Source organism: Pseudomonas sp. GB2N2 (assembly GCF_054897705.1).
Genome location: NZ_CM142701.1, coordinates 4,927,559 through 4,952,263, shown reverse-complemented (window position 1 = coordinate 4,952,263; position 24,705 = coordinate 4,927,559). Strand labels below are relative to the sequence as shown.

At 60.7% G+C, this 24,705-nt stretch carries 25 protein-coding genes and 1 riboswitch; of the genes, 8 read left to right on the top strand and 17 right to left on the bottom strand.

What is annotated here, in order from left to right:
- Nucleotides 1-75 precede the first annotated feature (75 nt).
- Nucleotides 76-1,248 (top strand): murein transglycosylase A, encoded by a 1,173-nt coding sequence (mltA, locus tag ACYZT4_RS22925; protein WP_461983108.1) that lies wholly within the window; start codon nucleotides 76-78, stop codon nucleotides 1,246-1,248.
- Between the two features lie 90 nt (nucleotides 1,249-1,338).
- Here mltA and ACYZT4_RS22920 read toward each other — a convergent pair whose 3' ends face one another.
- The 4 genes from ACYZT4_RS22920 to ACYZT4_RS22905 form a co-directional block, all read right to left on the bottom strand.
- Nucleotides 1,339-1,722 carry an MAPEG family protein gene (locus tag ACYZT4_RS22920; RefSeq protein WP_461983107.1) on the bottom strand — a complete coding sequence of 128 codons (384 nt, stop codon included), beginning with the start codon at nucleotides 1,720-1,722 and terminating at the stop codon, nucleotides 1,339-1,341.
- A gap of 41 nt (nucleotides 1,723-1,763) precedes the next feature.
- A complete protein-coding gene (locus tag ACYZT4_RS22915; RefSeq protein ID WP_461983106.1) occupies nucleotides 1,764-2,597 on the bottom strand; it encodes an EamA family transporter in 834 nt (277 codons plus the stop codon).
- Between the two features lie 70 nt (nucleotides 2,598-2,667).
- Complete coding sequence (locus tag ACYZT4_RS22910; protein ID WP_461983105.1) at nucleotides 2,668-3,549, bottom strand: formate/nitrite transporter family protein; 882 nt, start codon at nucleotides 3,547-3,549, stop codon at nucleotides 2,668-2,670.
- A 101-nt stretch (nucleotides 3,550-3,650) separates the two neighbouring features.
- Complete coding sequence (locus ACYZT4_RS22905; protein ID WP_461983104.1) at nucleotides 3,651-4,043, bottom strand: acyl-CoA thioesterase; 393 nt, start codon at nucleotides 4,041-4,043, stop codon at nucleotides 3,651-3,653.
- A gap of 200 nt (nucleotides 4,044-4,243) precedes the next feature.
- A riboswitch (S-adenosyl-L-homocysteine riboswitch) is annotated at nucleotides 4,244-4,342 on the top strand.
- Between the two features lie 23 nt (nucleotides 4,343-4,365).
- On the opposite strand from ACYZT4_RS22905, the gene ahcY reads away from it, so the two are divergent.
- The 4 genes from ahcY (at nucleotide 4,366) to ACYZT4_RS22885 (ending at nucleotide 9,919) form a co-directional block, all read left to right on the top strand.
- Nucleotides 4,366-5,775 carry an adenosylhomocysteinase gene (gene ahcY / locus ACYZT4_RS22900; RefSeq protein WP_461983103.1) on the top strand — a complete coding sequence of 470 codons (1,410 nt, stop codon included), beginning with the start codon at nucleotides 4,366-4,368 and terminating at the stop codon, nucleotides 5,773-5,775.
- Between the two features lie 184 nt (nucleotides 5,776-5,959).
- Nucleotides 5,960-6,805 carry a methylenetetrahydrofolate reductase [NAD(P)H] gene (metF, locus tag ACYZT4_RS22895; RefSeq protein ID WP_461983102.1) on the top strand — a complete coding sequence of 282 codons (846 nt, stop codon included), beginning with the start codon at nucleotides 5,960-5,962 and terminating at the stop codon, nucleotides 6,803-6,805.
- A 194-nt stretch (nucleotides 6,806-6,999) separates the two neighbouring features.
- Nucleotides 7,000-7,815, top strand: coding sequence for a substrate-binding periplasmic protein (locus ACYZT4_RS22890; protein ID WP_461983101.1), 816 nt, complete (start codon nucleotides 7,000-7,002; stop codon nucleotides 7,813-7,815).
- A gap of 223 nt (nucleotides 7,816-8,038) precedes the next feature.
- Nucleotides 8,039-9,919 carry a DEAD/DEAH box helicase gene (locus ACYZT4_RS22885; RefSeq protein WP_461983100.1) on the top strand — a complete coding sequence of 627 codons (1,881 nt, stop codon included), beginning with the start codon at nucleotides 8,039-8,041 and terminating at the stop codon, nucleotides 9,917-9,919.
- A gap of 67 nt (nucleotides 9,920-9,986) precedes the next feature.
- Here ACYZT4_RS22885 and ACYZT4_RS22880 read toward each other — a convergent pair whose 3' ends face one another.
- The 3 genes from ACYZT4_RS22880 to ACYZT4_RS22870 form a co-directional block, all read right to left on the bottom strand.
- Nucleotides 9,987-10,571, bottom strand: coding sequence for a YceI family protein (locus ACYZT4_RS22880; protein WP_461983099.1), 585 nt, complete (start codon nucleotides 10,569-10,571; stop codon nucleotides 9,987-9,989).
- A 32-nt stretch (nucleotides 10,572-10,603) separates the two neighbouring features.
- Nucleotides 10,604-11,155 (bottom strand): cytochrome b, encoded by a 552-nt coding sequence (locus tag ACYZT4_RS22875; protein ID WP_461983098.1) that lies wholly within the window; start codon nucleotides 11,153-11,155, stop codon nucleotides 10,604-10,606.
- A 253-nt stretch (nucleotides 11,156-11,408) separates the two neighbouring features.
- Nucleotides 11,409-13,175 carry a flavin monoamine oxidase family protein gene (locus ACYZT4_RS22870; protein WP_461983097.1) on the bottom strand — a complete coding sequence of 589 codons (1,767 nt, stop codon included), beginning with the start codon at nucleotides 13,173-13,175 and terminating at the stop codon, nucleotides 11,409-11,411.
- A 222-nt stretch (nucleotides 13,176-13,397) separates the two neighbouring features.
- Here ACYZT4_RS22870 and ACYZT4_RS22865 point away from each other — a divergent pair, with 222 nt between their 5' ends.
- Both ACYZT4_RS22865 and ACYZT4_RS22860 read left to right on the top strand, forming a co-directional pair.
- The gene (locus tag ACYZT4_RS22865; RefSeq protein WP_461983096.1) at nucleotides 13,398-14,804 is read left to right on the top strand and encodes an adenosylmethionine--8-amino-7-oxononanoate transaminase; all 1,407 of its coding nucleotides are present in this window, start codon (nucleotides 13,398-13,400) and stop codon (nucleotides 14,802-14,804) included.
- A gap of 58 nt (nucleotides 14,805-14,862) precedes the next feature.
- The gene (locus tag ACYZT4_RS22860) at nucleotides 14,863-15,582 is read left to right on the top strand and encodes a 16S rRNA (uracil(1498)-N(3))-methyltransferase (RefSeq protein ID WP_461983095.1); all 720 of its coding nucleotides are present in this window, start codon (nucleotides 14,863-14,865) and stop codon (nucleotides 15,580-15,582) included.
- A gap of 26 nt (nucleotides 15,583-15,608) precedes the next feature.
- Here ACYZT4_RS22860 and trhA read toward each other — a convergent pair whose 3' ends face one another.
- A complete protein-coding gene (trhA, locus tag ACYZT4_RS22855; protein ID WP_461983094.1) occupies nucleotides 15,609-16,226 on the bottom strand; it encodes a PAQR family membrane homeostasis protein TrhA in 618 nt (205 codons plus the stop codon).
- Between the two features lie 131 nt (nucleotides 16,227-16,357).
- Here trhA and ACYZT4_RS22850 point away from each other — a divergent pair, with 131 nt between their 5' ends.
- Nucleotides 16,358-17,272 carry a LysR family transcriptional regulator gene (locus tag ACYZT4_RS22850; RefSeq protein ID WP_461983093.1) on the top strand — a complete coding sequence of 305 codons (915 nt, stop codon included), beginning with the start codon at nucleotides 16,358-16,360 and terminating at the stop codon, nucleotides 17,270-17,272.
- A gap of 112 nt (nucleotides 17,273-17,384) precedes the next feature.
- Here the strand turns inward: ACYZT4_RS22850 and madM are convergent, their stop codons facing one another.
- The 9 genes from madM to mdcA all read right to left on the bottom strand — a co-directional run bounded on the left by madM (nucleotide 17,385) and on the right by mdcA (nucleotide 24,642).
- Nucleotides 17,385-18,149 carry a malonate transporter subunit MadM gene (gene madM, locus ACYZT4_RS22845; RefSeq protein WP_461983092.1) on the bottom strand — a complete coding sequence of 255 codons (765 nt, stop codon included), beginning with the start codon at nucleotides 18,147-18,149 and terminating at the stop codon, nucleotides 17,385-17,387.
- Nucleotide 18,150: 1 nt separating this feature from the next.
- A complete protein-coding gene (gene madL, locus ACYZT4_RS22840; protein WP_008026228.1) occupies nucleotides 18,151-18,567 on the bottom strand; it encodes a malonate transporter subunit MadL in 417 nt (138 codons plus the stop codon).
- Between the two features lie 64 nt (nucleotides 18,568-18,631).
- The gene (mdcH, locus tag ACYZT4_RS22835; protein WP_461983091.1) at nucleotides 18,632-19,543 is read right to left on the bottom strand and encodes a malonate decarboxylase subunit epsilon; all 912 of its coding nucleotides are present in this window, start codon (nucleotides 19,541-19,543) and stop codon (nucleotides 18,632-18,634) included.
- Nucleotides 19,540-20,160, bottom strand: coding sequence for a malonate decarboxylase holo-ACP synthase (locus ACYZT4_RS22830; protein WP_461983090.1), 621 nt, complete (start codon nucleotides 20,158-20,160; stop codon nucleotides 19,540-19,542). Before ACYZT4_RS22830 ends, mdcH begins: the two co-directional genes overlap by 4 nt.
- Nucleotides 20,154-20,957: a biotin-independent malonate decarboxylase subunit gamma gene (gene mdcE / locus ACYZT4_RS22825; RefSeq protein ID WP_461983089.1), complete on the bottom strand. Its 804-nt coding sequence runs from the start codon at nucleotides 20,955-20,957 to the stop codon at nucleotides 20,154-20,156. Before mdcE ends, ACYZT4_RS22830 begins: the two co-directional genes overlap by 7 nt.
- Nucleotides 20,954-21,805 (bottom strand): biotin-independent malonate decarboxylase subunit beta, encoded by an 852-nt coding sequence (locus ACYZT4_RS22820; protein WP_461983088.1) that lies wholly within the window; start codon nucleotides 21,803-21,805, stop codon nucleotides 20,954-20,956. The genes mdcE and ACYZT4_RS22820 overlap by 4 nt, the downstream gene beginning before the upstream one ends.
- Nucleotides 21,798-22,097 (bottom strand): malonate decarboxylase subunit delta, encoded by a 300-nt coding sequence (locus ACYZT4_RS22815; RefSeq protein WP_461983087.1) that lies wholly within the window; start codon nucleotides 22,095-22,097, stop codon nucleotides 21,798-21,800. Before ACYZT4_RS22815 ends, ACYZT4_RS22820 begins: the two co-directional genes overlap by 8 nt.
- Nucleotides 22,097-22,972, bottom strand: a complete 876-nt coding sequence (locus ACYZT4_RS22810) for a triphosphoribosyl-dephospho-CoA synthase (RefSeq protein ID WP_461983086.1) — start codon at nucleotides 22,970-22,972, stop codon at nucleotides 22,097-22,099. The genes ACYZT4_RS22815 and ACYZT4_RS22810 overlap by 1 nt, the downstream gene beginning before the upstream one ends.
- On the bottom strand, nucleotides 22,972-24,642 hold the full coding sequence (gene mdcA / locus ACYZT4_RS22805) for a malonate decarboxylase subunit alpha (protein WP_461983085.1): 1,671 nt from the start codon (nucleotides 24,640-24,642) through the stop codon (nucleotides 22,972-22,974). Before mdcA ends, ACYZT4_RS22810 begins: the two co-directional genes overlap by 1 nt.
- Nucleotides 24,643-24,705: the final 63 nt, after the last annotated feature.

Sequence of the window (24,705 nt, the reverse complement as noted above, 5' to 3'; positions counted from 1 at the left end):
CACCAATAGCCCTATTATCATTACGGGTTGTTCGAGCGCAGGGAGCACTCAGGCAACCGGCAAAGGAATCACTTCATGAACAGCCTTTTCAAGGCATGCCGTCACCCCCTCACGTGGACACTCCCACTAGTGGCCGTGCTCGCAGGTTGCACCGGCGGCGACAGCAACAAACCGAAAACCCACGCACTGGCAACGTATTCCAGCGCAACCTGGGAAGCACTCCCAGCCGTTTCCGATAGTGATCTGGTTGCCGGTTTCGGTTCGTGGCGCAGTGCCTGCAACCGACTCAAAGCCGACGCGGTCTGGGGTTCGACCTGCGCCGCGGCCACCAATGTTCCGCCAACTGCCAACGAGATACGCGGCTTCCTCAAACAGAACCTCGACGTCTACGGCCTGCGCGCCGCCAACGACAATCCCAACGGCTTGATCACCGGTTACTACGAACCGGTCTACCCTGGCAGCCTGGCCCAAACCGCTGTGGCGAACATTCCGGTGTATGGCGTGCCCGAGGACATGATCATTGTTTCCCTCGACAGCATTTACCCGGAGCTCAAGGGCAAACGCCTGCGCGGACGACTCGAAGGCCGCGTGCTCAAGCCTTACGACGACGCCGCAACCATCGAAACCAAAGGCGTCAAGGCGCCGGTCGTGGCGTGGCTTACCGACCCGATGAACCTGCAATTCCTGCAGATCCAGGGCTCCGGCCGCATCCAGCTCAATGACGGGCGCCAGTTGCGCATTGCCTACGCCGACCAGAATGGCCATCCGTATCGGCCGATTGGCCGCTGGCTGGTGGAACAAGGCGAGCTGAAGAAAGAAGACGTGACCATGGGCGCGATCAGCAACTGGGCCAAGGCGAATCCGACGCGCATCCCGGAATTGCTCGGCAGCAACCCCAGCTATGTGTTTTTCACCCGCAACCCGGACAGCAACGAAGGCCCACGTGGCTCGCTGAACGTCCCGCTCACGGCGGGTTACAGCGCGGCCGTGGATCGCAAAGTGATTCCGCTGGGCAGTCTGTTGTGGTTATCCACTACCAAACCGGACGGTACGGCACTGGTTCGTCCGGTGGCAGCGCAGGACACTGGCGGCGCGATTGCCGGCGAAGTGCGTGCGGATTTGTTCTGGGGCACCGGCGAGGCGGCCGGGCAATTGGCCGGCGACATGAAGCAGCAGGGGCAAATCTGGATGTTGTGGCCCAAAGGCGCGGCGTTACCACAAGTGCCGCAGGTAGCTGACACGCTCTAAAGTCAAAAGATCGCAGGCTGCGCCAGCTCCTACAACGACCCATGAGGTTCAATGTAGGAGCTGGCGCAGCCTGCGATCTTTTGATCCTGCTTAAACAGAAACCACAAAAAAACTCGCAATCAACCCCATCCCCACGAACCACACCAGCGACCGCAGAATCGCCCAGTCCGCCAGGTAGCAGATGATGTACAGCAGCCGACTGGTAATGAACAACACCGACAGCACATTGATCGTCACCAGCTCGGCGTTGCCGGCCAAGTGTGCGACGATCACCGCCGCCGCAAACGCCGGTGTGACTTCAAAACTGTTCAGTTGCGCCGCGTGCGCTCGTCGACCCAGACCGTTCAGTGACTCGAGAAAATCCCGGGGATCATGGTTGTCTTTCAGACCATACCCGCCACTGGCCTTGGCAATGCCCGTGCAGATATAAGGCAGGAAGATCGCGATCAAAATGCACCACAGAGCAACCGTCATACGCAGTCCTTTTCTTCAAGTTTAAAAAATTCGGGCGCCGGTCAAAACTTCATCACCAGTATGCCGATCAACACCAGCCCACAGGCTAAGAGCCGTGGCCGACCGAAAGGTTCTTTCAGGTAACGCATGCCCAACAGCACTACCAGGATCACGCTGATTTCGCGCAGCGCCGCCGCTTCGGCAATCGAGCCCAGCTGCATTGCCCACAGCACCAAAGCGTAGCTGAACAACACGCAAAATCCGACCGTCAACCCCAGCCACCACTGTGCACGCCAGAACAGCATGAACGCCGGTCGCTTGCTCACTAGCGCCAGTAACGGAAACGGCCAGGCGCTGATCAACGTCACCCACACCAGATAATCCAGCGGATGCGACCATCGCCGTAACGCCTGGCCATCGATAAAGGTGTAGCCGCCGATGCACAGTCCGATCAGCGCCACCACCGGCAGCATCGACCAGGGCAAACGCGCCCCGCCACCGCCCTGCCACAGCAGGCACAGCATGCCGAACGGAATCAGCAGGATTCCGAAGATCTGCTGGTTCGTCAGCACTTCCCCGGCAAAGATCAGCGTCAGAGCCAACACGACCAATGGCGATAAGCCACGCATCAGTGGATAAACCAGACCGAGGTCGCCGACCCGATAGGCCTGAATCAGCAGATAGCGATACAGCAATTCAAACGCCGCCGATGCCAGGATCCACGGCCAGATTTCAATTGGCGGGAACGCCACGAATGGCAGCATTACGGCGACAAACAACATCGCCACGCTGTCCATGCAGGCCACGACCAACAGCCGCTCCGCACTGAACTTGATCAACGTATTCCACGCCGCGTGCAACAGCGCCGCCACTAACACCAAAGCCGTTGCAAGCACGGCACACTCCTTTTCAACGTCACCCAACCGACTGTAGGAGCAGCGGCTGGTGACGGCCAGGCGTCACTGATTACTCTTTGATCTTGCGCGGGTCGGGTTGCTGCTCTGCGCCCTGCTTCGGCGGCCCGCTTTCACTGCGGATCTGCGCATGGCTCAACAGCGCAAAGATGAAGCTGCCGCCGATGATGTTGCCCGCCAGCGTCGGCCCTGCGAATACCAGCCAGAAGTCTTTCCAGGGCAACTCGCCGGCAAACACCAGGTACGAGACTTCAGCCGAACCGACCACAATGTGCGTGAAATCCCCCAATGCCATGAGGTAGGTGATGAGGATGATGATCCACATCTTGGCGCTCTCCATGGACGGGATCATCCAGACCATGGTCGCAATCATCCAGCCTGACACGATGCCTTTGGCAAACATCTTGCCGATGTCGTTTTCCATGACCTTGCGCCCGATATCGAGGAAAGCCAGGTCCGTCTTGGTGTCGAAAATCGGCAGATGCAGCATCACATAAGCTACCAGCAACGTGCCGCACAGGTTGCCCACGAGTACGACCGACCACAGGCGCAGCAAGCGACCGAAATTGTTCAAGGTGGGTTTGGTCATGACCGGCAGCACCGCCGTCAGTGTGTTCTCGGTGAACAACTGCTGGCGGGCGAGGATGACCGCGAGAAAACCGGCGCAGTAACCGAAACTGGCGATCACCTTGAAGTGCTCGCCATCCGGCAAACGCGAATTGAGCAATCCCATGGCCATCAGCGACAAGCCCATGGTCAGGCCGGCGGCCAGCGCCGACCACCAGAGCGCCGCGACACTGCGCTCAAGCTCCTGATCGCCCTGGGTGCGGATGATTTCGTGCAGCACCGCCGCACGGGGCGGCTGGTTTTTGTCGACTTCGTGCTTCTCTTGTTCCGAAAGGTTCGGGGTCTTGCCGTCTTCTTGCTTGTCCATAAAGGTGTGTAACCGGTGGCGTGCGATTTTAATACGACATGCGCGGCTCGGAGCTGTTCACTGCGTCCACAGACAGAAAACACATTCTGTAGCAGCTCGCATTACTCGTCTATGAACTGGTCTTTGACGTACTTGATCTCGGTCCGGCCGTGCGGTGCCGGCAGGCCGTCTTCACCAAGGTTGACGAAGACCATCTTCTCCACCGTCAGAATGCTTTTGCGGGTGATCTTGTTGCGCACTTCGCAGGTCAGGGTGATCGAGGTGCGACCGAACTCGGTAGCGGTGATGCCCAGTTCAATGATGTCGCCCTGGCGCGAGGCACTGACGAAGTTGATTTCGGAAATGTACTTGGTGACCACGCGCTGATTGCCCAGCTGGACGATCGCATAGATTGCCGCTTCTTCATCGATCCAGCGCAACAGACTGCCGCCAAACAGCGTGCCGTTGGGGTTGAGGTCTTCGGGTTTTACCCATTTTCGGGTGTGGAAGTTCATGGGGGGCTCCGGGCTTGAGGTGCTTGGGCGATAGCTTATGCCCCCCAGCTTCAAGTTTTAAGCGACAAGCTGCAAGTTAAAAGCGGATTCGCTTTTACTTGCCGCTGGTAGCTTGCCGCTTGCCACTAGCCGGACAAAGAAAGCTATAATCGCCACCGTTTCAGAACGGTCATCTTCTATTGGTACCGTTTTCCCGCCACCTGTCCGAGGGGCGCTGCAGCAGGTTCGACCTGTCAGGCTCGGATGGGGCGTTGCCTGGCCACGGCCAGACACTAAACGCACAACGGCGCCCATTCGCATACATTACGAATGGAGGCTCTTCATGAGCGCTGTTATCACGCCTGCAGATTTTACCGATTACAAAGTCGCCGACATGTCCCTGGCTGCCTGGGGTCGTCGCGAAACCATCATCGCCGAATCCGAAATGCCAGCCCTGATGGGTCTGCGCCGCAAGTACGCCGGTGAGCAGCCGCTCAAGGGCGCGAAGATTCTCGGCTGCATCCACATGACTATTCAGACTGCCGTCCTGATCGAAACCCTGGTTGCCCTGGGTGCCGAAGTGCGTTGGTCGTCCTGCAACATTTTCTCGACTCAAGACCAGGCCGCTGCTGCTATCGCCGCCGCCGGCATCGCGGTTTACGCCTGGAAAGGCGAAACCGAAGAAGAGTACGAGTGGTGCCTGGAACAAACCATCCTCAAGGATGGCGCGCCTTGGGATGCCAACATGATCCTCGACGATGGCGGCGACCTGACCGAGCTGCTGCACAAGAAATACCCGGCGATCCTCGACCGCGTCCACGGCGTGACCGAAGAAACCACCACCGGCGTTCACCGCCTGTTGGACATGCTGGCCAAGGGCGAGCTGAAAATCCCGGCCATCAACGTCAACGACTCGGTGACCAAGAGCAAGAACGACAACAAGTACGGCTGCCGTCACAGCCTGAACGACGCGATCAAGCGCGGCACCGACCACCTGCTGTCCGGCAAGCAAGCGCTGGTCATCGGTTACGGTGACGTGGGCAAGGGCTCCGCTCAGTCCCTGCGTCAGGAAGGCATGATCGTCAAAGTTTCCGAAGTCGACCCGATCTGCGCCATGCAGGCGTGCATGGACGGTTACGAGCTGGTTTCGCCGTTCATCGACGGCATCAACAACGGCACTGAAGCAAGCATCGACAAGGCACTGCTGGGCAAGATCGACTTGATCGTGACCACCACCGGCAACGTCAATGTTTGCGACGCGAACATGCTCAAAGCTCTGAAGAAGCGCGCTGTTGTCTGCAACATCGGCCACTTTGACAACGAAATCGACACCGCTTTCATGCGCAAGAACTGGGCATGGGAAGAAGTGAAGCCGCAGGTTCACAAGATCCACCGTACCGGTTCCGGCGCATTCGACGCCCAGAACGACGACTACCTGATCCTGCTGGCCGAAGGCCGTCTGGTAAACCTGGGTAACGCTACCGGTCACCCAAGCCGCATCATGGACGGTTCGTTCGCCAACCAGGTTCTGGCGCAGATCTTCCTGTTCGGCCAGAAATACGCCGACCTGTCGCCAGCCCAGAAAGCCGAGCGCCTGACCGTTGAAGTACTGCCGAAGAAACTCGACGAAGAAGTGGCCCTGGAAATGGTCCGCGGTTTCGGCGGCGTCGTGACTCAACTGACCAAGACCCAGGCCGACTACATCGGCGTGACCGTTGAAGGTCCGTTCAAGCCGCACGCTTATCGGTACTGACCGCAGCTGCAAGCTCCAAGCTTCAAGCGGCAAGTAAAAGCGTTTGGTTTACTTGCGGCTTGAGGCTAGGAGCTTCCTTCTTCATCGCTTTTTCGCAGCCGTAAGCTGCTGGCTCAAGCACAAGATTCCGGCACACCGCCCTCTTGCGGCTTAAAGCTTGCAGCTTGCAGCTGGAGGCCCCCCCATGTCCCAAGACCGTCGCTACAGCTTCGAGTTCTTCCCTACGAAGACCGACGCTGGGCATGAAAAGCTGCTCGCCACTGCTCGCCAGTTGGCCACGTACAACCCCGATTTTTTCTCCTGCACCTATGGCGCTGGCGGTTCGACCCGTGATCGAACCCTCAACACCGTGTTGCAACTCGAAAGCGAAGTCAAAGTCCCCGCCGCGCCGCATCTGTCTTGCGTGGGCGACAGCAAGGACGATTTGCGCGGCCTGCTGGCGCAATACAAGACTGCCGGCATCAAGCGCATCGTCGCCCTGCGCGGTGACCTGCCTTCGGGCATGGGCATGGCCAGCGGTGAACTGCGCCACGCCAATGACCTGGTCGAATTCATTCGTGAAGAGACCGGCGATCATTTCCACATCGAAGTCGCCGCTTACCCGGAGATGCATCCGCAGGCGCGCAATTTTGAAGACGATATCGCCAACTTCGTGCGCAAGGCCAATGCCGGCGCTGACAGCGCGATCACCCAGTACTTCTTCAACGCCGACAGCTACTTCTACTTCGTCGAGCGTGTGCGGGCGCTGGGCGTGAACATACCGATCGTGCCGGGCATCATGCCGATCACCAACTACAGCAAGCTCGCACGCTTCTCCGACGCCTGCGGTGCGGAAATCCCGCGCTGGATCCGCAAGCAACTCGAAGCCTACGGCGACGACACCCAAAGCATTCAACGCTTTGGTGAGCAGGTCATCACCGAGATGTGCGAACGCCTGCTGCAAGGTGGCGCGCCAGGGCTGCACTTCTACACACTGAATCAGGCTGAAGCGAGCCTGGCGGTGTGGAACAACCTGAAGTTGCCACGCTAATAGTTGTTACACGCAAGATCAAAAGATCGCAGCCTGTGGCAGCGCCTACATCGGATTGTTTAATCACTGTAGGAGCTGCCGCAGTCTGCGATTTTTTGCTATCCACGCACTTTTATTGTGATGCAACACACGGAGATAGAGCATCTGCCGCCGGTTTCTGGCTCTTTCCCGTTTCTCGTCGTAATCTCAAGCCCATGCCTTTGATCACCCAGTTACTGACCGTGGTTTTATTCACTTGCCTGAGCTTCGCCGCTCGGGGCGAGAAACTGCGTATTGTCACTGAACCGTGGGCGCCTTACGTCTACGAAGAAAACGGTAAAGCCCTGGGCCTGGACTACGAAACCACCGCGATTGTGTTCAAGCGTCTGGGCATCGAAGTCGAGTGGCAATTCCTGCCGTGGAAACGCTGCCTGTCGATGCTCGAAACCGGCCAGGCCGATGGCGCGCTGGACATTTTTCACAGCGTCGAGCGTGATGCAACCCTGCTTTACCCCAGCGAACCGCTCTCGGAAGTCGAGTTCGTGCTGTTCTACGCCAACGAGCGACCCCACTCGTTCCGCACCCTCGAGGACCTGAAAGGCCTGACAATCGGCACTTCGCCGGGCTATCTGTACAGCCCCGATTTCAGCCAGTCGACCCTCTTCACTCGGGAGCCAGCACCCACCCACGAAGCCAATTTCGGCAAACTGGTGCGCGGGCGGATCGACCTGCTGATCACCGACCGCCGGGTCGGTCAGCATCTGCTCGACGAATTGAATATCCGCGACAAGATCAGCGAAAACCCCACCGTCATCAGCCAGCAGAGCCAGTTCCTGGCGGTGCGCCGCAACGCAGGCATGGATTTGCTGGTGCAACGCTTCGGCGCCGAACTCAAGCGCTTCAAGCACGAACCCGCTTACGCCGAAATGAGCGCCCGTTATGGCGCCGATCCGAAGGCCATCACCAAAGCCGCCGGGGCCACCGCTGTCCGCGAAAAAACCGTTGAGCAGCAGGAAAGCGGCGCGCAGTGATTGCTCTGTTATACTCCGGCCTTCCCGCCAGGCTCACGCCCGGACGCTCGGACTTGTTCAAGGCATCTCGACCCCGCTACAGCGCAGCTTTTCAGCCCGCGCGAGCGCTCCTGACGAGCTTGCAAGGCCCAGCAGGACCGGACGGGATTACGTTCCTCTTAAACGTCATTCGCGCCAGGCAAGACTCCCATTGGGCCAAGCCCTAACTAAAACAGGATTACTCATGTCCTTTGCTTCCCTCGGTCTCTCCGAGGCTTTAGTCCGCGCCATCGAGGCAGCGGGCTATACCGAGCCTACTCCGGTGCAACAGCGGGCCATTCCCGCCGTGTTGCAAGGTCGCGATCTCATGGTTGCGGCTCAGACAGGGACTGGTAAAACCGGCGGCTTCGCCCTTCCGATCCTGGAACGGCTGTTCCCCAACGGTCACCCGGACAAGTCCCAGCGTCACGGTCCGCGCCAACCGCGCGTGCTGGTCCTGACCCCAACCCGCGAACTCGCGGCTCAAGTCCACGAGAGCTTCAAGGTTTATGCTCGTGACCTGAAGTTCGTCAGCGCGTGCATCTTCGGCGGCGTCGGCATGAACCCGCAGGTTCAGGCCATGTCCCGCGGTGTTGACGTGTTGGTGGCCTGCCCTGGCCGCCTGCTCGACCTCGCCGGCCAGGGCAGCGTCGATTTGTCCCACGTGGAAATCCTCGTGCTGGACGAAGCCGACCGCATGCTCGACATGGGCTTCGTCCATGACGTGAAGAAGGTCCTGGCCCGTCTCCCGGCCAAGCGTCAGAACCTGCTGTTTTCGGCGACCTTCTCCAAAGACATCACCGACCTCGCCGGCAAGCTGCTGCACAACCCGGAACGCATCGAAGTCACGCCGCCGAACACCACGGTCGAGCGCATTGAACAGCGTGTGTTCCGCCTGGCCTCCAGCCACAAGCGTTCGTTGCTGGCGCACCTGATCACCGCAGGCGCCTGGGAACAGGTGCTGGTGTTTACCCGCACCAAGCACGGCGCCAACCGTCTGGCCGAGTACCTGGACAAACATGGCCTGAGCGCCGTCGCGATCCACGGTAACAAGAGCCAGAACGCGCGCACCAAAGCTTTGGCCGATTTCAAGGCCGGCGAAGTTCGCATCCTGGTGGCCACCGACATCGCCGCTCGCGGCCTCGACATCGACCAGTTGCCGCACGTGGTCAACTTCGAGCTGCCAAACGTCGACGAAGATTACGTTCACCGTATCGGCCGTACCGGCCGGGCCGGTCGTTCGGGCGAAGCGATCTCGCTGGTCGCTCCGGATGAAGAAAAGCTGCTGAAAAGCATCGAGCGCATGACCAAGCAGAAAATCGCCGACGGCGACCTGATGGGCTTCGATTCCAGCGCTGTGGAAGCCGAGAAACCGGAAGTGCGCGAGCGTCCGGATGTGCGTAACCCGCGCAACCCACGTGGCCCGCGCGGCGACGGCCCGAATGGCAGCGGCGGTGGCGGCGGTCGTAAAGACAAGGGCAAGGACAAGGGCGGCAAGGAAAAACCTGCGGCCAGCGCTCGTGGCGAACGCCCTGCGCGTGAGCAGAAACCACGTGAAGGCACGCCGGCTCGCGAGCAACAGCGTCCGGCGCCACGCGCTGCCGCTGATCGCGCTCCGGACGAGTTCCTGGACGATGACGTTGATAACTTCGGTAACCGCGTCGACTACGTGCCGCAAGCCAAACCGGCCCAAGGCCGTGGCCGCCGTCCAGGTGCTCCGGCACAAGGTTCGGCTGCTGGCGCTGGCGCAGGTGCTCCGCGCACCGGCGGCAAGCCTCAAGGTCGCCAAAGCGGTCCACGCAGCAGTGACGGCGCGACCACCGGTACTCCACCGGCCAAGCGCAGCGGTCCACGCAACGGTGCTCCTCGTGACGGTCAGGCCCGTCGCGAAGAAGGTCGCAACCGTCGCCCGGCACGTGACGACAAGCCGCTGGCGGAACCGGCCGTGCAAAACCCGCGCGGTCCGGCACCGAAGATCATTCACAAGGAGTCGAAAACCGATCGTTTTCCAACTCCCGAGCAGCTTGATCAATTGCCAGGCCGTCCCCGTGGCGAAAAACCAGCGTTGCTGACCCGCAATCGCTGATTGATCGCTGCCATAAAAAATGCCCCGGATCTCACGATCCGGGGCATTTTTTTGTCAGGCGCGAATGTTATTTCGCTTTGACACCTTCAAACGTGATGTACAGCTCAACAGCATCAGACTGTGGACCCAGGTCCATCATCTTGCCGAAATCAGAACGCTTGATGCTGGTGGTGCCTTCGAAGCCGGCACGGTAGCCGCCCCATGGATCTTTGCCTTCACCCAGGAAAGTGGCTTTGACGACGACTGGCTTGGTCACGCCCAGGATAGTCAGGTCGCCGGTCACGTCGGCAGTGTCTTTGCCAGCGGCGTTTTTGCCGGTGGATTTGACGCCGGTGGAAACGAACGTGGCTTTGCTGGCGTTCAGGAAGTCTTTGCTGGAGATGTGCTTGTCACGCTCGGCATTGTTGGTGAAAACGCTGGCGGTGTTCACATTGAACTCGATCTTGCTGTCTTCCGGCTTGGCAGCGTCAAAGCTGAACTTGCCATCGATGTCCTTGAAAGTACCGGTGATGTAGCTGTAGCCCAGGTGGCTGATCTTGAAATCGACGAAGGCGTGCTGGCCAGTTTTGTCGACGACGTAGTCAGCCGCCATAACGTTGGCGGACAACAGTGCGGTACCGATTGCCAGAGCGGCGAGAGTCTTTTTCAACATGCTTTTTATTCCTAAGGAGTCGAGGTTGAACATCAGGCTTTGCGACCCAGCATTCGCTTCAGGGTCACATCACGGTCGATAAAGTGGTGCTTCAGTGCTGCCAACGCATGGAGACCGGAAAAAATGACCAGCAACCACGCCAGATACAGATGAATCGCACCGGCGTTATCCGCCTGGTCCGGTAGTCCGGAAACCAGTGCAGGCACTTCAAACCAGTCAAACACCGGAATCCCGACACCTTCTGCGGTGGAAATCAGGTAACCGGCAATCATCACAGCGAACAGGTTCAGATAAAGAAACACATGGCCGAATTTGGCGCCAATGCGCGTTATGCGGCTATAGCTTTGCAGCGTTGGCGGCGGCGGGCTGACAAAGCGCCACAGCACGCGCACCACCATGCAGCCCAGCAATATCAACCCGATGCTCTTGTGCAGATCCGGACCTGCCTTGCGCCATGGATCGTAGTAGCCGAGATCGACCATCCACAGACCCAACGCGAACAAACCGAACACTGCCAGCGCTACGCCCCAGTGCAAAAAGAGGCTGACCCAACCGTAGCGAGAAGTAGAGTTACGTAATTGCATGACCGAGTCCCTGTGAGTGCTGGCCCAAGACTATCGACTTACCTATCGAATTAAAGCGGAAAATTTCGCTTTGAAATATCGAGAAATACGATCAAGAGTCTGAAATCGGTGAGTTAAGGCCAGATTAAGAGGCCAATGCGTGACAAAGAATGTAGTCCAACCGTAGAACACCTCCACACCACGATTTATTCAGATCTTTTCCCCAGGCGTAAAAAAACGCGACATTTCTGCCGCGTTTCTTTAACCCAGACGCTTACTGCGCCTTGGTTTCCGTTTCCGGAGTCGCAGCGGGTTTGGCCGCTGGTTTCTTCGCCGGTTCGGCTTTCTTCACCGGGGCTTTCTTGGCCTCAGCCTTCGCCGCCGGTTTCTTCGCCGCTGCTTTCGCCGGCGCCTTCTTGGCAGGCTCGGCTTTCACCGGTGCCGCAGGCTTCGGCGCTTCAACCGGCGCAGGAGCAGGCGTCGGGGCTGGCGCTGGGGCCGGTGCCGGAGCAGCCGGTGCGACAGGTTCTGGCGCCTTCACAGGTTCTGGCTTCTTGTCGTCGTCCGAACCACCGAACAGGTTGCTGAAGAAGTTGCCCTTCTTCGCGGCAACTGCGCCAGCACCCGCCGCCGCAGCGGCTACCGGAACAACTTTCGCCGGTTCAAACGACTTGCCAGCCGCCAGGTCTTCAACCTGACTGGCTGCCCGCTGACCGGTACGCAATGCGCCTTCCAACGTGCCCGGGTACAAGGTGTCGGTGTGTTCGCCGGCGAACGCTACGCGTTGCAGTGGACGTTCCCAAAGACGCCAGTATTTGCTGATCTGGCCCGGGCCGAAGGCCAGGTAGGCGCCGCCCATGGACGGGTCGGTGCTGTAGCGGCGAATTTCGTAACCGGTGAATGCACCGCGCGCCTGTGGATAAAACTCGTGCAGGCGAATCAGCACCTGATCGGCCATCTGCTTGTCGCCAAACGCTTGCATCACTCGGGCGTTGTCGCCGGACAGGTTGATCACCACGTTGGCACCCCCCTTCAGGGCGGGCTCGACCCACAACATGCCGAGGCCGGCGTTGCTGTAGATCTCGCCGGACATCCGCGCCTTGCTTTCCCACACGGGCGTCTTGAACTTCAGCATGATCTGGTCGCGCCAACCGTAGTTGGTGCCTTTGATCGCGCCCAGGTGCTGGGCATCAAGGGCCGGGGTCATGGTGATTTTGTTCAGGGCGCGCAACGGTACGGCGACCACAACGTAGTCAGCCTGATAACCGACGCTACCGACCTTGACGGTCACGCCGTCCTTGTCCTGGGTGATCGACGAGACCGGCGAGCTGGTCTTGATGGTTTTCAGCTGCTTCACGAATGCCTGGGCCAGCACCAGGCTGCCGCCGAGCAGGCGCGAAGCACGCAGATCACGGTCCGACACACCGAGATAAACCCGGCTTTGCTGTGCGAAATACAGCAGCGAAAGGCGCGAAGGTTCGTCATAGCGGGTACGAATTTGCTGATTGATCAACTGACGGGCCGTCGGTGGCAATGTCAGACGATCAAGCCAGTTGGAGACGTTGATCTGATCCAGGGCATGCAGCGTGCTGTTGGCCGCCGGGTTCTGCGGGTCTTCAATGGAACGCGCCAGGTCATCCAGGGTTTTTTCGTAGCGCTTGAGCGCGTCGGCGGTGGCCGGTTCCTTGGTGGCCAGGTCGGCAGCGGTGTAATACACACCGTCGATCAGGTAGCTCGGCGTGCGCACGAATTCCGGGGCCGGCGTGGTGCTCAGCTTGAAGGTCGAGACGTATTTGTTCAGCACCGGCTGAGTCTTGTCGTTACCGATCCACTCGCTGGTGGCCATGCCGGAACGGCCGCCCAGGCCTGGCTTGGCTTCCAGCAGGGTGACCTGCCAGCCTTTGTTCTGCAGCTCGTAGGCCGCCGTCAGGCCCGAGAGCCCGCCGCCGATCACGATTGCCGTTTTATCCTTGGCCAGCGCAGACACGCTGAACAGCCCCAACATCACCAGCGCACAGGCGCGCAGCCAACCAGCAGACATTCAGCGAACTCCGGAAATACACGAGAAAACAGCAGTTTCACGAGTCAGACGACTCAAAGAACCGCGAAGAATACGTCAGGCATCTGTACGCCGCCAGCAACGTCTATCGGCTCTAGTAAAGTAGCTCAATCCACACAATGGGTTGTTCCCGCGCGACGCATTGCATAGGCTTGCGCGATTGTTTGCCCCGCTACGCCGCGGGTAGCCTCGAGGAGACTGGATATGGGCCTGAATAAACAGTGGATGGAACGCGATCTCGCGGTGTTGTGGCATCCCTGCACCCAGATGAAAGACCACGAACAACTGCCGCTGATCCCGATCAAGCGCGGTGAAGGCGTGTGGCTTGAGGACTTCGAGGGCAAACGCTATCTCGACGCGGTCAGTTCCTGGTGGGTCAACGTGTTTGGCCACACCAACCCGCGTATTAACCAGCGCATCAAGGATCAGGTCGATCAGCTGGAGCATGTGATCCTGGCCGGCTTCAGCCATCAGCCGGTGATCGAGCTCTCTGAACGCCTGGTGAAAATGACGCCGGAAGGCCTGACCCGGTGCTTCTACGCCGATAACGGTTCGTCGTGCATCGAAGTCGCGCTGAAAATGAGCTTTCACTACTGGCTCAACCGCGGCCAGCCGAACAAGAAGCGCTTCGTCACCCTGACCAACAGTTACCACGGCGAAACCATGGCGGCGATGTCGGTGGGCGACGTGCCGCTGTTTACCGAGACCTACAAGGCGCTGCTGCTCGACACGATCAAGGTGCCGAGCCCTGATTGCTATCTGCGTCCCGACGGCATGAGCTGGGAAGAGCATTCGCGCAACATGTTTGCCGCCATGGAACAGACCCTGGCCGAGAATCACGAGACCGTCGCGGCGGTGATCGTCGAGCCGCTGATCCAGGGCGCCGGCGGCATGCGCATGTACCACCCGGTGTACCTCAAATTGCTGCGCGAAGCTTGCGACCGCTATGGCGTGCACCTGATCCATGACGAAATCGCCGTCGGCTTCGGCCGCACCGGGACAATGTTCGCCTGCGAACAGGCCGGCATCCGTCCGGACTTCCTCTGCCTGTCCAAGGCCCTGACCGGTGGTTACTTGCCGCTGGCGGCCTGCCTGACCACCGAGGATGTCTACAGCGCCTTCTACGACGACTATCCAACCCTGCGCGCCTTCCTGCACTCGCACAGCTACACCGGCAATCCGCTGGCGTGCGCCGCGGCCCTGGCGACGCTGGATATCTTCGAAGAAGACAACGTGATCGAGAACAACAAGGCGCTGGCCCAGCGCATGGCGACTTCTACTGCGCATCTGGCCGATCATCCGAACGTGTCGGAAGTGCGCCAGACCGGCATGGTGCTGGCCATCGAGATGGTCAAGGACAAGGCGACCAAGGAAGCCTGGCCGTGGCAGGAACGTCGCGGCTTGAAGGTGTTCCAGCATGCGTTGGAACGCGGTGCTTTACTTCGACCGCTGGGCAGCGTGGTGTATTTCCTGCCGCCTTACGTGATCACCCCGGAGCAGATCGACTTCCTGGCTGAAGTAGCCAGTGAAGGGATCGACATCGCGACCCGCAACAGCGTCAGCGTGTCGGTGCCGAAGGATTTTCATCCGGGTTTCCGCGATCCGGGTTGATTGAACAGCGCTTGTTCCCACGCTCTGCGTGGGAAAGATCAAATTAAAGAGAACCCGCATGAGACTGTCCCGCTTTTTCATCGACGCCCCGCTGAGCATTGGCCAACACGAATTGCCAGAGGCCCAGGCCCATTACATCAGCCGCGTGCTGCGCATGGCCGAGGGTGATGCATTGCAGTTGTTCGACGGCTCGGGCCAGGAATTTCGCGCGACGCTGGCGGAGGTCGGCAAGAAACGTGTGGTGGTGCAGATCAATGAAAGTTTTGCCGGGCAAGACGAGTCGTCCCTGCACATCCACCTCGGCCAGGGCTTGTCCCGTGGCGAGCGAATGGATTGGGCGATTCAGAAAGCCACGGAACTGGGCGTGACGGAAATCACGCCAATTTTCAGCGACCGTTGCGAAGTGCGATTGAAAGACGAACGCGCCGACAAACGCCTGATGCACTGGCGCCAGGTCGCAATCAGCGCGTGCGAGCAGTGCGGGCGTTCACGGGTGCCGGTGATTCATCCGCCGTTGCTGCTGGCGGACTGGTTGAAGCAAACCGAGGCGGAGTTGAAGCTGGTGCTGCATCCGGTGGCCGAGCCGTTGGTGAGCCATGCCAAACCTGGGACGCTGGCGTTCCTGATCGGGCCGGAGGGTGGGTTGTCGGAGGCTGAGGTGGATTCGGCCAAGGCTTCGGGGTTTCATGCGGCGCGCCTTGGGCCGCGGGTGTTGCGCACCGAGACCGCGCCGGTGGTGGCGTTGGCGGTGGCCCAGCAGCTATGGGGTGACTTCTAGGGCCCCAGCGATGGCCGCGACGCGGCCTAAAGCACGTAAACCAGAATCGCCACAAAGTGCAGCAAGCTCCCCGCAATCACGAACAAATGCCAGATCCCGTGGGCATGCCGCAACCGATGATCCAGGGCGAAAAAGATAATCCCCACGGTGTACAAAATCCCGCCCGACGCCAGCCAGGCAAACCCTGCCGTGCCCAGCGCCGCCAGCAACGGCTTGACCGCCACCAGCACGATCCAGCCCATCACCGCATAAATCACGATCGACAAAATCCGTGCTTCTGAACGCGGTTTGATTTCCTGCAGGATGCCGATCAGCGCCAGCCCCCAGACGATCCCGAACAGCGTCCAGCCCCACGGCCCGCGCAGGGTCACCAGGCAAAACGGTGTGTAGCTGCCGGCAATCAACAGGTAGATCGAAAAGTGATCGACCTTCTGCATGATCGCTTTTTTCCGCCCGCGCACGCTGTGGTACACGGTCGATGCACTGTAGAGCACCATCAGCGTGAACCCGTAAATCGCCACGCTGACGATCTTCCACGGGCTGCCGTCCATGCCGGCGATCACCAGCATCCACACCACCCCGACCGCCGCCGCTACCGCCCCGACCAAATGCGTCCAGGCGTTCAATCTTTCCCCGTGATACATGCGTTGCTCACCTCACAATCCAATACAACATCGCGCAAGGCTCAGGCCTCAAGCGTAAAAGCGCAATGTTTCAAAACACAAACACCCCAACATGCGTGCACAATCGAGCCATTCGAACAAGAGTCACGCCCATGCTGATCGACGAAGAATTGACCCTGAAAAAACTCGAGGTGTTCCTCGCCTTCATGCGCACCGGCAACCTGGCCCGCGCCGCTGCCGAGCTGGAGACCAGCAACGTCAGCGTGCACCGGGCGATTCATTCCCTGGAAAGCGCCCTGCGTTGCCCACTGTTCAAACACGAAGGGCGCAACCTGACGCCGCTGGAAAGCGCGTATGTGCTGGAGGAAAGGGCACAAAAACTCATTCAGGACGTCGTCGAGACCGTGCGCCTGACCCGCGAAGCCGCCGGTTTCTCCGCTGAACGCTTCAAGCTGGGCTCGCTGTATTCGCTGACGGTGAAGACCGTACCGCAGCTGATCATGGGCCTGAAAATCCGCCGCAGCGAACTCAACATCGACCTGATTCTCGGCTCGAATTTCGACTTGCTCTACAAGCTCAAGAACATGGAAGTCGACGCGATTCTGGTGTCGCTGGACGACAGCGTCAACGACCCGGATTGCGCGCAGATCCCGCTGTTTTCCGACGACATCTTCCTCGCCACACCGGCGGATTCGAAGTTTGCGCAAAGAACCGAAGTGGATCTTGCCGAAGTCCGCGATGAAACCTTCATCACCCTGACCCAAGGCTTCGCCACGCATCAGGACGGTAATCGGGTGTTCAAGCAGGCGGGGTTCGAGCCGAAGGTGGCGATGCAGGTCAACGACATCTTCACCCTGCTGAGCATGGTCAGTTCGGGGGTGGGTTATGCGTTGCTGCCGGGGCGGATTGCGGCGGTGTATGAGAACCGGGTGAAGCTGATTCCATTGCAGGAAAAGTACCGGTTGCAGCAGCACATCGGCGTGGTGTTCCTGAAGGCCAAGGAGCGTGATCCGAATTTGCTGGCGTTGCTGGCGGAGTGCCGGATGTATGCCAATCGCCAGACCTGAAACCGAGTTGCGCCCATCGCGAGCAGGCTCACTCCTACATTTGGAATGCAATCCCCAGTAGGAGCGAGCCTGCTCGCGATGGCGTCAGTACATTCAGCAACGATGTAGCGGGTTAACCCACAATCCCGCGAACAATGAAGTACAGCAACGAAGGCCCAAGCAGGCAGCCAAGCCCGGTGTGGAACGTCGCCGTCAGCGCGCCATAAGGCACCAGCCGCCGATCCGTCGCCGCCAACCCGGCCGTCACGCCGCTGACGGTGCCGGCCAACCCACCGAACACCATCGCCGAACGCGGGTTATCCAGGCCCATCCAGCGTGCGGCCATCGGCGTGCCGACCATCACCAGAATCGCCTTGATCAACCCGGTGGCAATCGACAGCGCCACCACATCGGAACTGGCGCCAATCGCCGCGCCGGTCACTGGCCCGACGATGTACGTCACCGCGCCCGCGCCAATAGTCGTCATGCTGATTGCGTCGCGATAACCAAAAGCCCAGGCCATGCTCGCCCCGACAATGAACGGCAGAATCGTGCCGAGCAGCAATGCGATCACGCCGATCAGCCCGGCCTTCTTCGCTTCGGTGGCCTGCACTTCGAACGCCGTGGCAACGATGGCGAAGTCGCGCAACATCGCGCCGCCCATCAAACCGATGCCGGAAAACAGCGTCAGGTCCGCCAGGCCTTTTTGCCCGCCGGTCATGGTGCCGCCGACCCAGGCCAATACCAGGCCGATGACGATGGCGATGGCCGAGCCATGAATCCGTCCGAACGTCAGGCGTTTGGACAACACCACCGACACCCACATGATCACGCCGACAAACGCGAACGCCGTGACCAGACCGTTATTGGCCAGGCCTTTCTGAATGATTTCCAACATATCAGCGGCCTCCTACTGGGGTGCCGACCGGCGTGAGTTCCGCCGGTTCATCGGGCAACGGTTCACCTTTGTGAGTCCGGCTGATCAACGCAATGGTGCACCCGCAAAGCACCACCGAACCGATGGCCGCAAGCACCGCCACCGGGCCGCCATGCAGTGCGGTGACGACGTTTTGTTGTGCGGCCATCGCCACCACCACCGGAATGTACATGGCGCCCCAGAAGCCGACGCCCATCTCGCAATCCTTGGTCATGCCACCGCGCTTTTGCATCCACAACCGCGCGCAGATCAGCAGGATCATCGCGATCCCGACCCCGCCCACGTTGGATTTCACGCCGAGCAACACGCCTAGCGCATCGCCCAGGATCACCCCTGCCAGCGTACAGATCGCCAACAGCGCCACACCGTAAATAATCATTGTTGTTTCCTCAAAGTGCATCGTCGAATGTTGTTTTTGTTGTTCGAAGGCCTGAGTCGGTGCCCTAGCGTTGGCGGCTTCCCTCCTCACGCAACAGCGCCTGCAAGGTGTCCAGGCGCGCACCGTCGAAAGCGATCACGGTGCCCTGCTCGAATACCCGGCGCGCCAGCCCGGTCAACACCGCACCGGGCGGCAGTTCTATTTGTAAACGTACGCCACGCTCGTAAGCGCTTTGCAGCGTGCCGCGCCAATCGACGACGCGACACATGTTGAAAGCGAGGTCGTCGCGCAACGCATCCGTGCTGCTGATCGGCCGGGCGCGGCTGCCGCTCAGGTAACCCAGCGTCGGCGTTTTCAGCTGAACGCTGGCGAACGCTTCGGCGAGGGTCTTCGCGGGTGTATCCAGCAGCGGACAATGCGACGGCACGCTGACCGCCAGGCGTTTTGCCAAGCCGGCACCGCGACCTTTTGCCAGCGCGGCGACCGCTTTCATCGCCTCATCGCTGCCGGCGATAACCACCTGGTTATCGGCATTGATGTTGGCCAGGTAAACCGGTGAATCGACGCTGTGGATGTTCGCCAGCAAGTCTTCCACTGTGGCCAGTTCCAGGCCGATGATCGCGGTCATGCCGTAGCCTTTTGGATAAGCCTGCTGCATCAGCTCACCGCGCAGGCTGACCAGACGCAGTGCATCGGGGAAGCTCATGGCACCTGAAACCACAGCCGCTGGATAAGCGCCGATGGACAATCCCGCGACGTAATCCGGCGCGATTGATAACTGGCGCGCAGCCGCGACACCAGCGATCAGCAAGCAGAGCTGAACCGCCCGTGTCGACTGCAATGCTTCGCTGGAATCCAGCAGCAGCGCATCTTCACCGAGTACGTCACTCGCCTCGATCAGCGTTTCGTGCGGTACACGATGGAGCATGCCCGGCTGCTGCGCGCCCTGGCCGGGGAACACCAGCAAACTGCTCACGCGGCTTGCTCCTGCGGGTTCCACGGGTCCAGCACCAGGCAGGCTTCGCGGGCACTTTTGAGCAAAACCCGGCGTGCAGAACCGGCCCATTCGCGCAGAGCGACGGCGCCATGAGGCGTTTGCAATTGCAGGTCCACCGGGCACGCAGCGCTATTCAGAATCTTCAGCAGTTCCTGTGCCTGAGCACGTTCCAGCGGTTGCGGCGTGCGCAGGATCAAATCGAGGTCGCTGCCATCGTGCAAGGCAACCACGCCGCTGGCCAATTCGAACCCGGCACTGCCGCTGACACCCCAGACCCAGCCACAGCCATCGAGCAGCGGCCGCAGGTGTCCGAGGGCGCGAACCGCCGGCAAATCCCGCTCGATCAAAACCTGACAAAGATCTTCCGGTTTGACCCGACGCTGAATTGAATCAACCGCCATCAGCGTCGCAAAGCGCTGCTCACGCAACGGCCCACGCACCCCGACCGAGATGAAACCCGGCGCACTCAGCGCACGCCGGACCACCACCGGATGACCCGTGCTGATCGATTCGATCACCCACGCAGGCGCCTCCGCCGGCAACTGCTGTGGGGTCATGCCCCAGAGCAGGTCGTGAGCCAGGAGCGTGTTCACCACTGCGCTCTCAGCAATTGGCGAACCTTTTTAGAAACGGCACGGTTGCTGGCGCCGAGGCGACTGCTCAAGTCACGGCCACTGGCAGTGACATCGCCAATCGCCTGCGTCAGGCATTCCGTCACGCGCGCCAGATCGGCGGCGGTCGGCTGTTCGATCTGTTCAACCGACAAGGTTTCCCAGAGCAATCCGAGGCTCGCATAGCTGTCGATGTCATAGGCCATCGGCGGCACGCTGGCGGCCAGTGCCTCCAGCTCTTCGACACTGCGCAAGGTCACCCGCGCCGCCGAGGCCTTGCCCATCGCATGCACCATCACCCCCGGATCGCGCAGGGCGATCAAGCGATTGGCCTGGTAGCCGTGCGCCAGAAATGCCCCGGACATCGCCTTGCCCACCAGTAAACCGATCACCGCGTGGCCAGCCAACCGGGCGCGGGCATAACTGTCCGCCGCACCGGCCAGGGCCTGATGAATACCGAGTGCTTCTTCGCGCCGACCGTAAGCCTGGCTCGGCACATCGACGATGGCGATCAAGGCGCGCTTCTGCGATTTATCCGCATCCGCGGCGATGACTTCATCGACTGCCTTGGCCAGGCCCCACCCTTCAAGCAAGCCGACTTCGCCGTTGCGCGCACGGACGAAACGATTGTCGGGGTCAGCGACCACGGCGATAAAGCGCACCGGTTGTTCGCCCAACGCGCCGTCCGCGACTTTCAGCGACGCGGGCAAACCCTCGACCGATTTCGCGCCCGCACTCAAAGCGTCAAACCAGTGCAGACCTCTCAGGGAATACGAACTCATGAGCGCTCTCCTTGGTACAGATCGCGAACCGTCGCCGGCTCGATTTGCGGCTCGGCGTCTAGACGGGCCAGCCGTTGCAGGAACAGATCGGCCTGGCGGCTGCGTTGCTGTTCCGGCAAGCCTTGCTGGAGCAATTCACTGACCTGCTGCTGAATCTGCGCCACGTCATCGGCGACGTAGCGATCAACCAGTCCACTGGCGAAGCGTTGCTCGCCACCGGTCAGGCTCCAGATGAACGGACGGTCGCGAGAGTCGTATTCCTCAAGCCCGGCTTCCTGCTCGATCACCTGCGGGCCGTTTAAACCGAGCCGCGCTTCCTGGGTCACCAGCAGATAGCTGCACAACCCGGCCGCAATCGACATCCCGCCGAAGCAGCCCACGCTGCCGGCCACCACACCGATCACCGGTTGGTACTGGCGCAAGTCGACAATCGCCGCATGAATATCGGCAATCGCGGCCAAGCCGAGGTTGGCTTCCTGCAAGCGCACGCCGCCGGTCTCCAGCAGCAACACGGCGCGGGTCGGGATGCCGTTGCGGTTGTCTTCGGCCGCCAGTTCCAACGCTCCGGCCATCTTCGCGCCGCCGACTTCACCGAGGCTGCCGCCCTGAAATGCACCTTCGATCGCGGCGATCACCACCGGCAAACCACCGATGCTGCCCTTGGCGATCACGACGCCGTCATCGGCTTGCGGCACCACGCCCTGGCGCGACAGCCAGGGCGACATGACACGTTGAAACGGGTCGAGTAATTCACGGAAAGTGCCGGCATCGAGCAAGGCTTTTGTCCGTTGCCGCGCGCCGAGTTCGACGAAGCTGTGCTTATTGAGGAGTTCTGCAGTGTCAGTCATGGCTGATCTCCTCAAAGCCTTGTTCCAGGCGCAAGCGCACCACGCCGGGTGTCGCGCCGAAGTCGTGAATATCGATGGCCATCGCCGGCGGCGTCTGGCCCTCGAACATCCGCGCAAAAAGATGCTGCCAGCGTTGTTCGCTGCCATTCACCGAGGTCTGCACAGTGATGCTCAGCTTGCCGGCCTGGCCCGGCTCGATCAGCACTTCAAGATCGCCGGAACCGACACAGCCGACCAGCGTACGACCGCGTGGCGGCTGCCCGGCGGGGAATTCAAAGGACAAGGTTTCCATCACAGCGCTCCTTGATTGTTGCCGTCAGCCGACTCGATGCGGTCGAGAAACAGGCAGGCTGCGAGCAAATCCGCAGCGCCGCCGGGCGAGGCATTCAACGCGATTAATTGTTGGTCCAGCTCATGCAGACGGCGGCGACCGGCGAGGCTGGCACTGCCACCCGCGTCGAGCACCGCTTGGGCGCCAAGCTGCATGGCGTGCAGGCCTTGTTCGCCGGCGCGGTAGAGCACGCAGGTGTCGGACAGTCGAGTCATGATCGCCAGCAGCGCATCGAGGCGTGCATTCTGCTCGCCATGGCCGGCGGCGCGGCTGTGTTTGAGTTGCGGCAAGGCGCGTTGCATCACGGCAGGGAAACCCAACTGCGCTTCTTCACGGGCACCGCGCGCGCCGTAACGCTGGGCGACTTGCGCGCCGTGGCTCAGCGGGCGTGGCGCGTAGCGGTCATCGAGCAGCGCCAAGCGTGCGGCGCGCAACGTGATTGAACCGGCGGAAGTGGATTGCGGCTCCAGTGCCGCAGCGACGACCAGCAGACCGAGGGCCCAGATCGCCCCGCGATGGGTGTTCACGCCGCCCGTGGTGGCAAACATGGCTTGCTCACCTTCCCGGCCGAGTCGCCCCACCGCTTGGCGCAGCGGCAAACCAATGTCGCCGAAAGCTATGGCGGCTTCCGCCATTTCCTTGAACGCCGGCCACAGCGCCAACGCCGACGCGTGCATCAATCCGAGGTGCAGATCGGTGTGCGCGCCATTGCCGCGACGATCCACCAGTGCGGGTTTCGGCGACAGGTCCGCTTCGTCGATCAGCGCGTCGACTGCCAGATCCGCCAGTCGTTCGGCCAGCGAAAGAGGTTTGGGTTGCAGGTTGAATGCGTGCATTACCAGCTCCTGAATTTGGCGGGCGGGTTGTACAGGCCACCGGACCACTCGACCAGATCGGCCACGCTTTTCGCCGCGAGCAACTCGCGGGTGGCATCGGTGCGGCGAATGCCGAGGTCTTCCGGCAAGGCAATCAAGCCTTCGCGGCGCATGCGTGCGGTGTCTTTCGGGTTGTGCCGCAGGCCGATGATGGTCACCCCAGCGACGGCGGCGATCATCGCTTGGCGCTCTTCCAGCGAACGCGCCTTGTACAGATACGCGATGCCTTCTTCGGTCAGCAGGTGGGTGACGTCGTCGCCGTAGATCATGATCGGCGCCAGCGGCATGCCGCTTTTCTTCGCCACGTCGATGGCATCGAGGGTTTCGACGAAGGTCGGTTTGCCGCCCTCCTGGAACGTCTCGACCATTTGCACCACGAGTTTTTTGCCGCGTTCGAGCAAGGGTTCAGGCGCATCGCCGTGGCGCATGTCGAGCCAGGCCGGCGTGCCGTGGCGACGACCGCGCGGGTCGTGGCCCATATTCGGCGCACCACCAAAACCGGCCAGGCGTCCGCGCGTCACGGTGGAAGAATGACCGTCGCCATCGACTTGCAGCGTCGCGCCGATAAACAAATCCACGGCGTATTGCCCGGCCAGTTGGCTGAACATCCGGTTGGAGCGCAGCGAGCCGTCGCGGCCGGTGAAGAACACGTCGGGCCGCGCGGCGATGTAGTTTTCCATGCCCAGTTCGGTGCCGAAGCAATGCACGCTTTCGACCCAGCCGCTTTCGATGGCCGGGATCAGGGTCGGGTGCGGATTGAGCGTCCAGTTGCGGCAGATTTTGCCCTTGAGCCCGAGGGATTCGCCGTAGGTCGGCAGGATCAATTCGATGGCGGCGGTGTTGAAACCGATGCCGTGGTTCAGCGACTGGACGTTGTGTTTTTCGTAGATGCCGCGGATCGCCATCATCGCCATCAACACATGCACAGGCTTGATGTGCCGTGGGTCGCGGGTGAACAGCGGCTCGATGTAAAACGGCTTGTCGGCCACCACTACGAAATCGACCCAGGACGCGGGGATGTCGACGCGAGGCAAGTCGGTCACGTCGTCGACCAGCTGATTGACTTGCACGATGACAATACCGTCACTGAAAGCCGCCGGCTCGATCAACGCCGGGGTGTCTTCGGTGCTCGCGCCGGTGTAGATATTGCCGGCGCGGTCGGCCATGAAACCCGCCGAGAGCACGACGTTGGGAATCAGGTCGACCACCAGCCGCGCGTAAAGCTCGATGTAGGTGTGAATCGCACCGATCTCCAGCAGGCCGTCTTCCAGCAACTGGCTGATGCGCAGGCTCTGGGTGCCGGCGAAGGAAAAGTCGAGCTTGCGGGCGATGCCGCGTTCGAACAGGTCCAAGTGCTCGGAGCGCCCGACGCTGGGCATGATCATGTGCAGGTTGTGAAGCTTGGCCGGATCGGCCTTGACCAGCGAGCGGGAAAGGAAATCCGCCTGCTTCTGGTTGTTGCCTTCCAGCACCACGCGGTCGCCGGGCAGGATCAGGGCTTCGAGCGCGGCAACAATATTGTCGGTGGGCAGGACCACACCATCGGCCAGGCCCTTGACCAATTCAAGACGCCGCTGCTTCTCGCTGCGCCGCCGCGTCCATCGCGAGTCGGGGGATATTGTTGTTGTCATGACCACTCCACGGGTTCGCTTTCGTGAGGGTCACCTTAGGAGTGTTGGGTGGGGGCATCAATC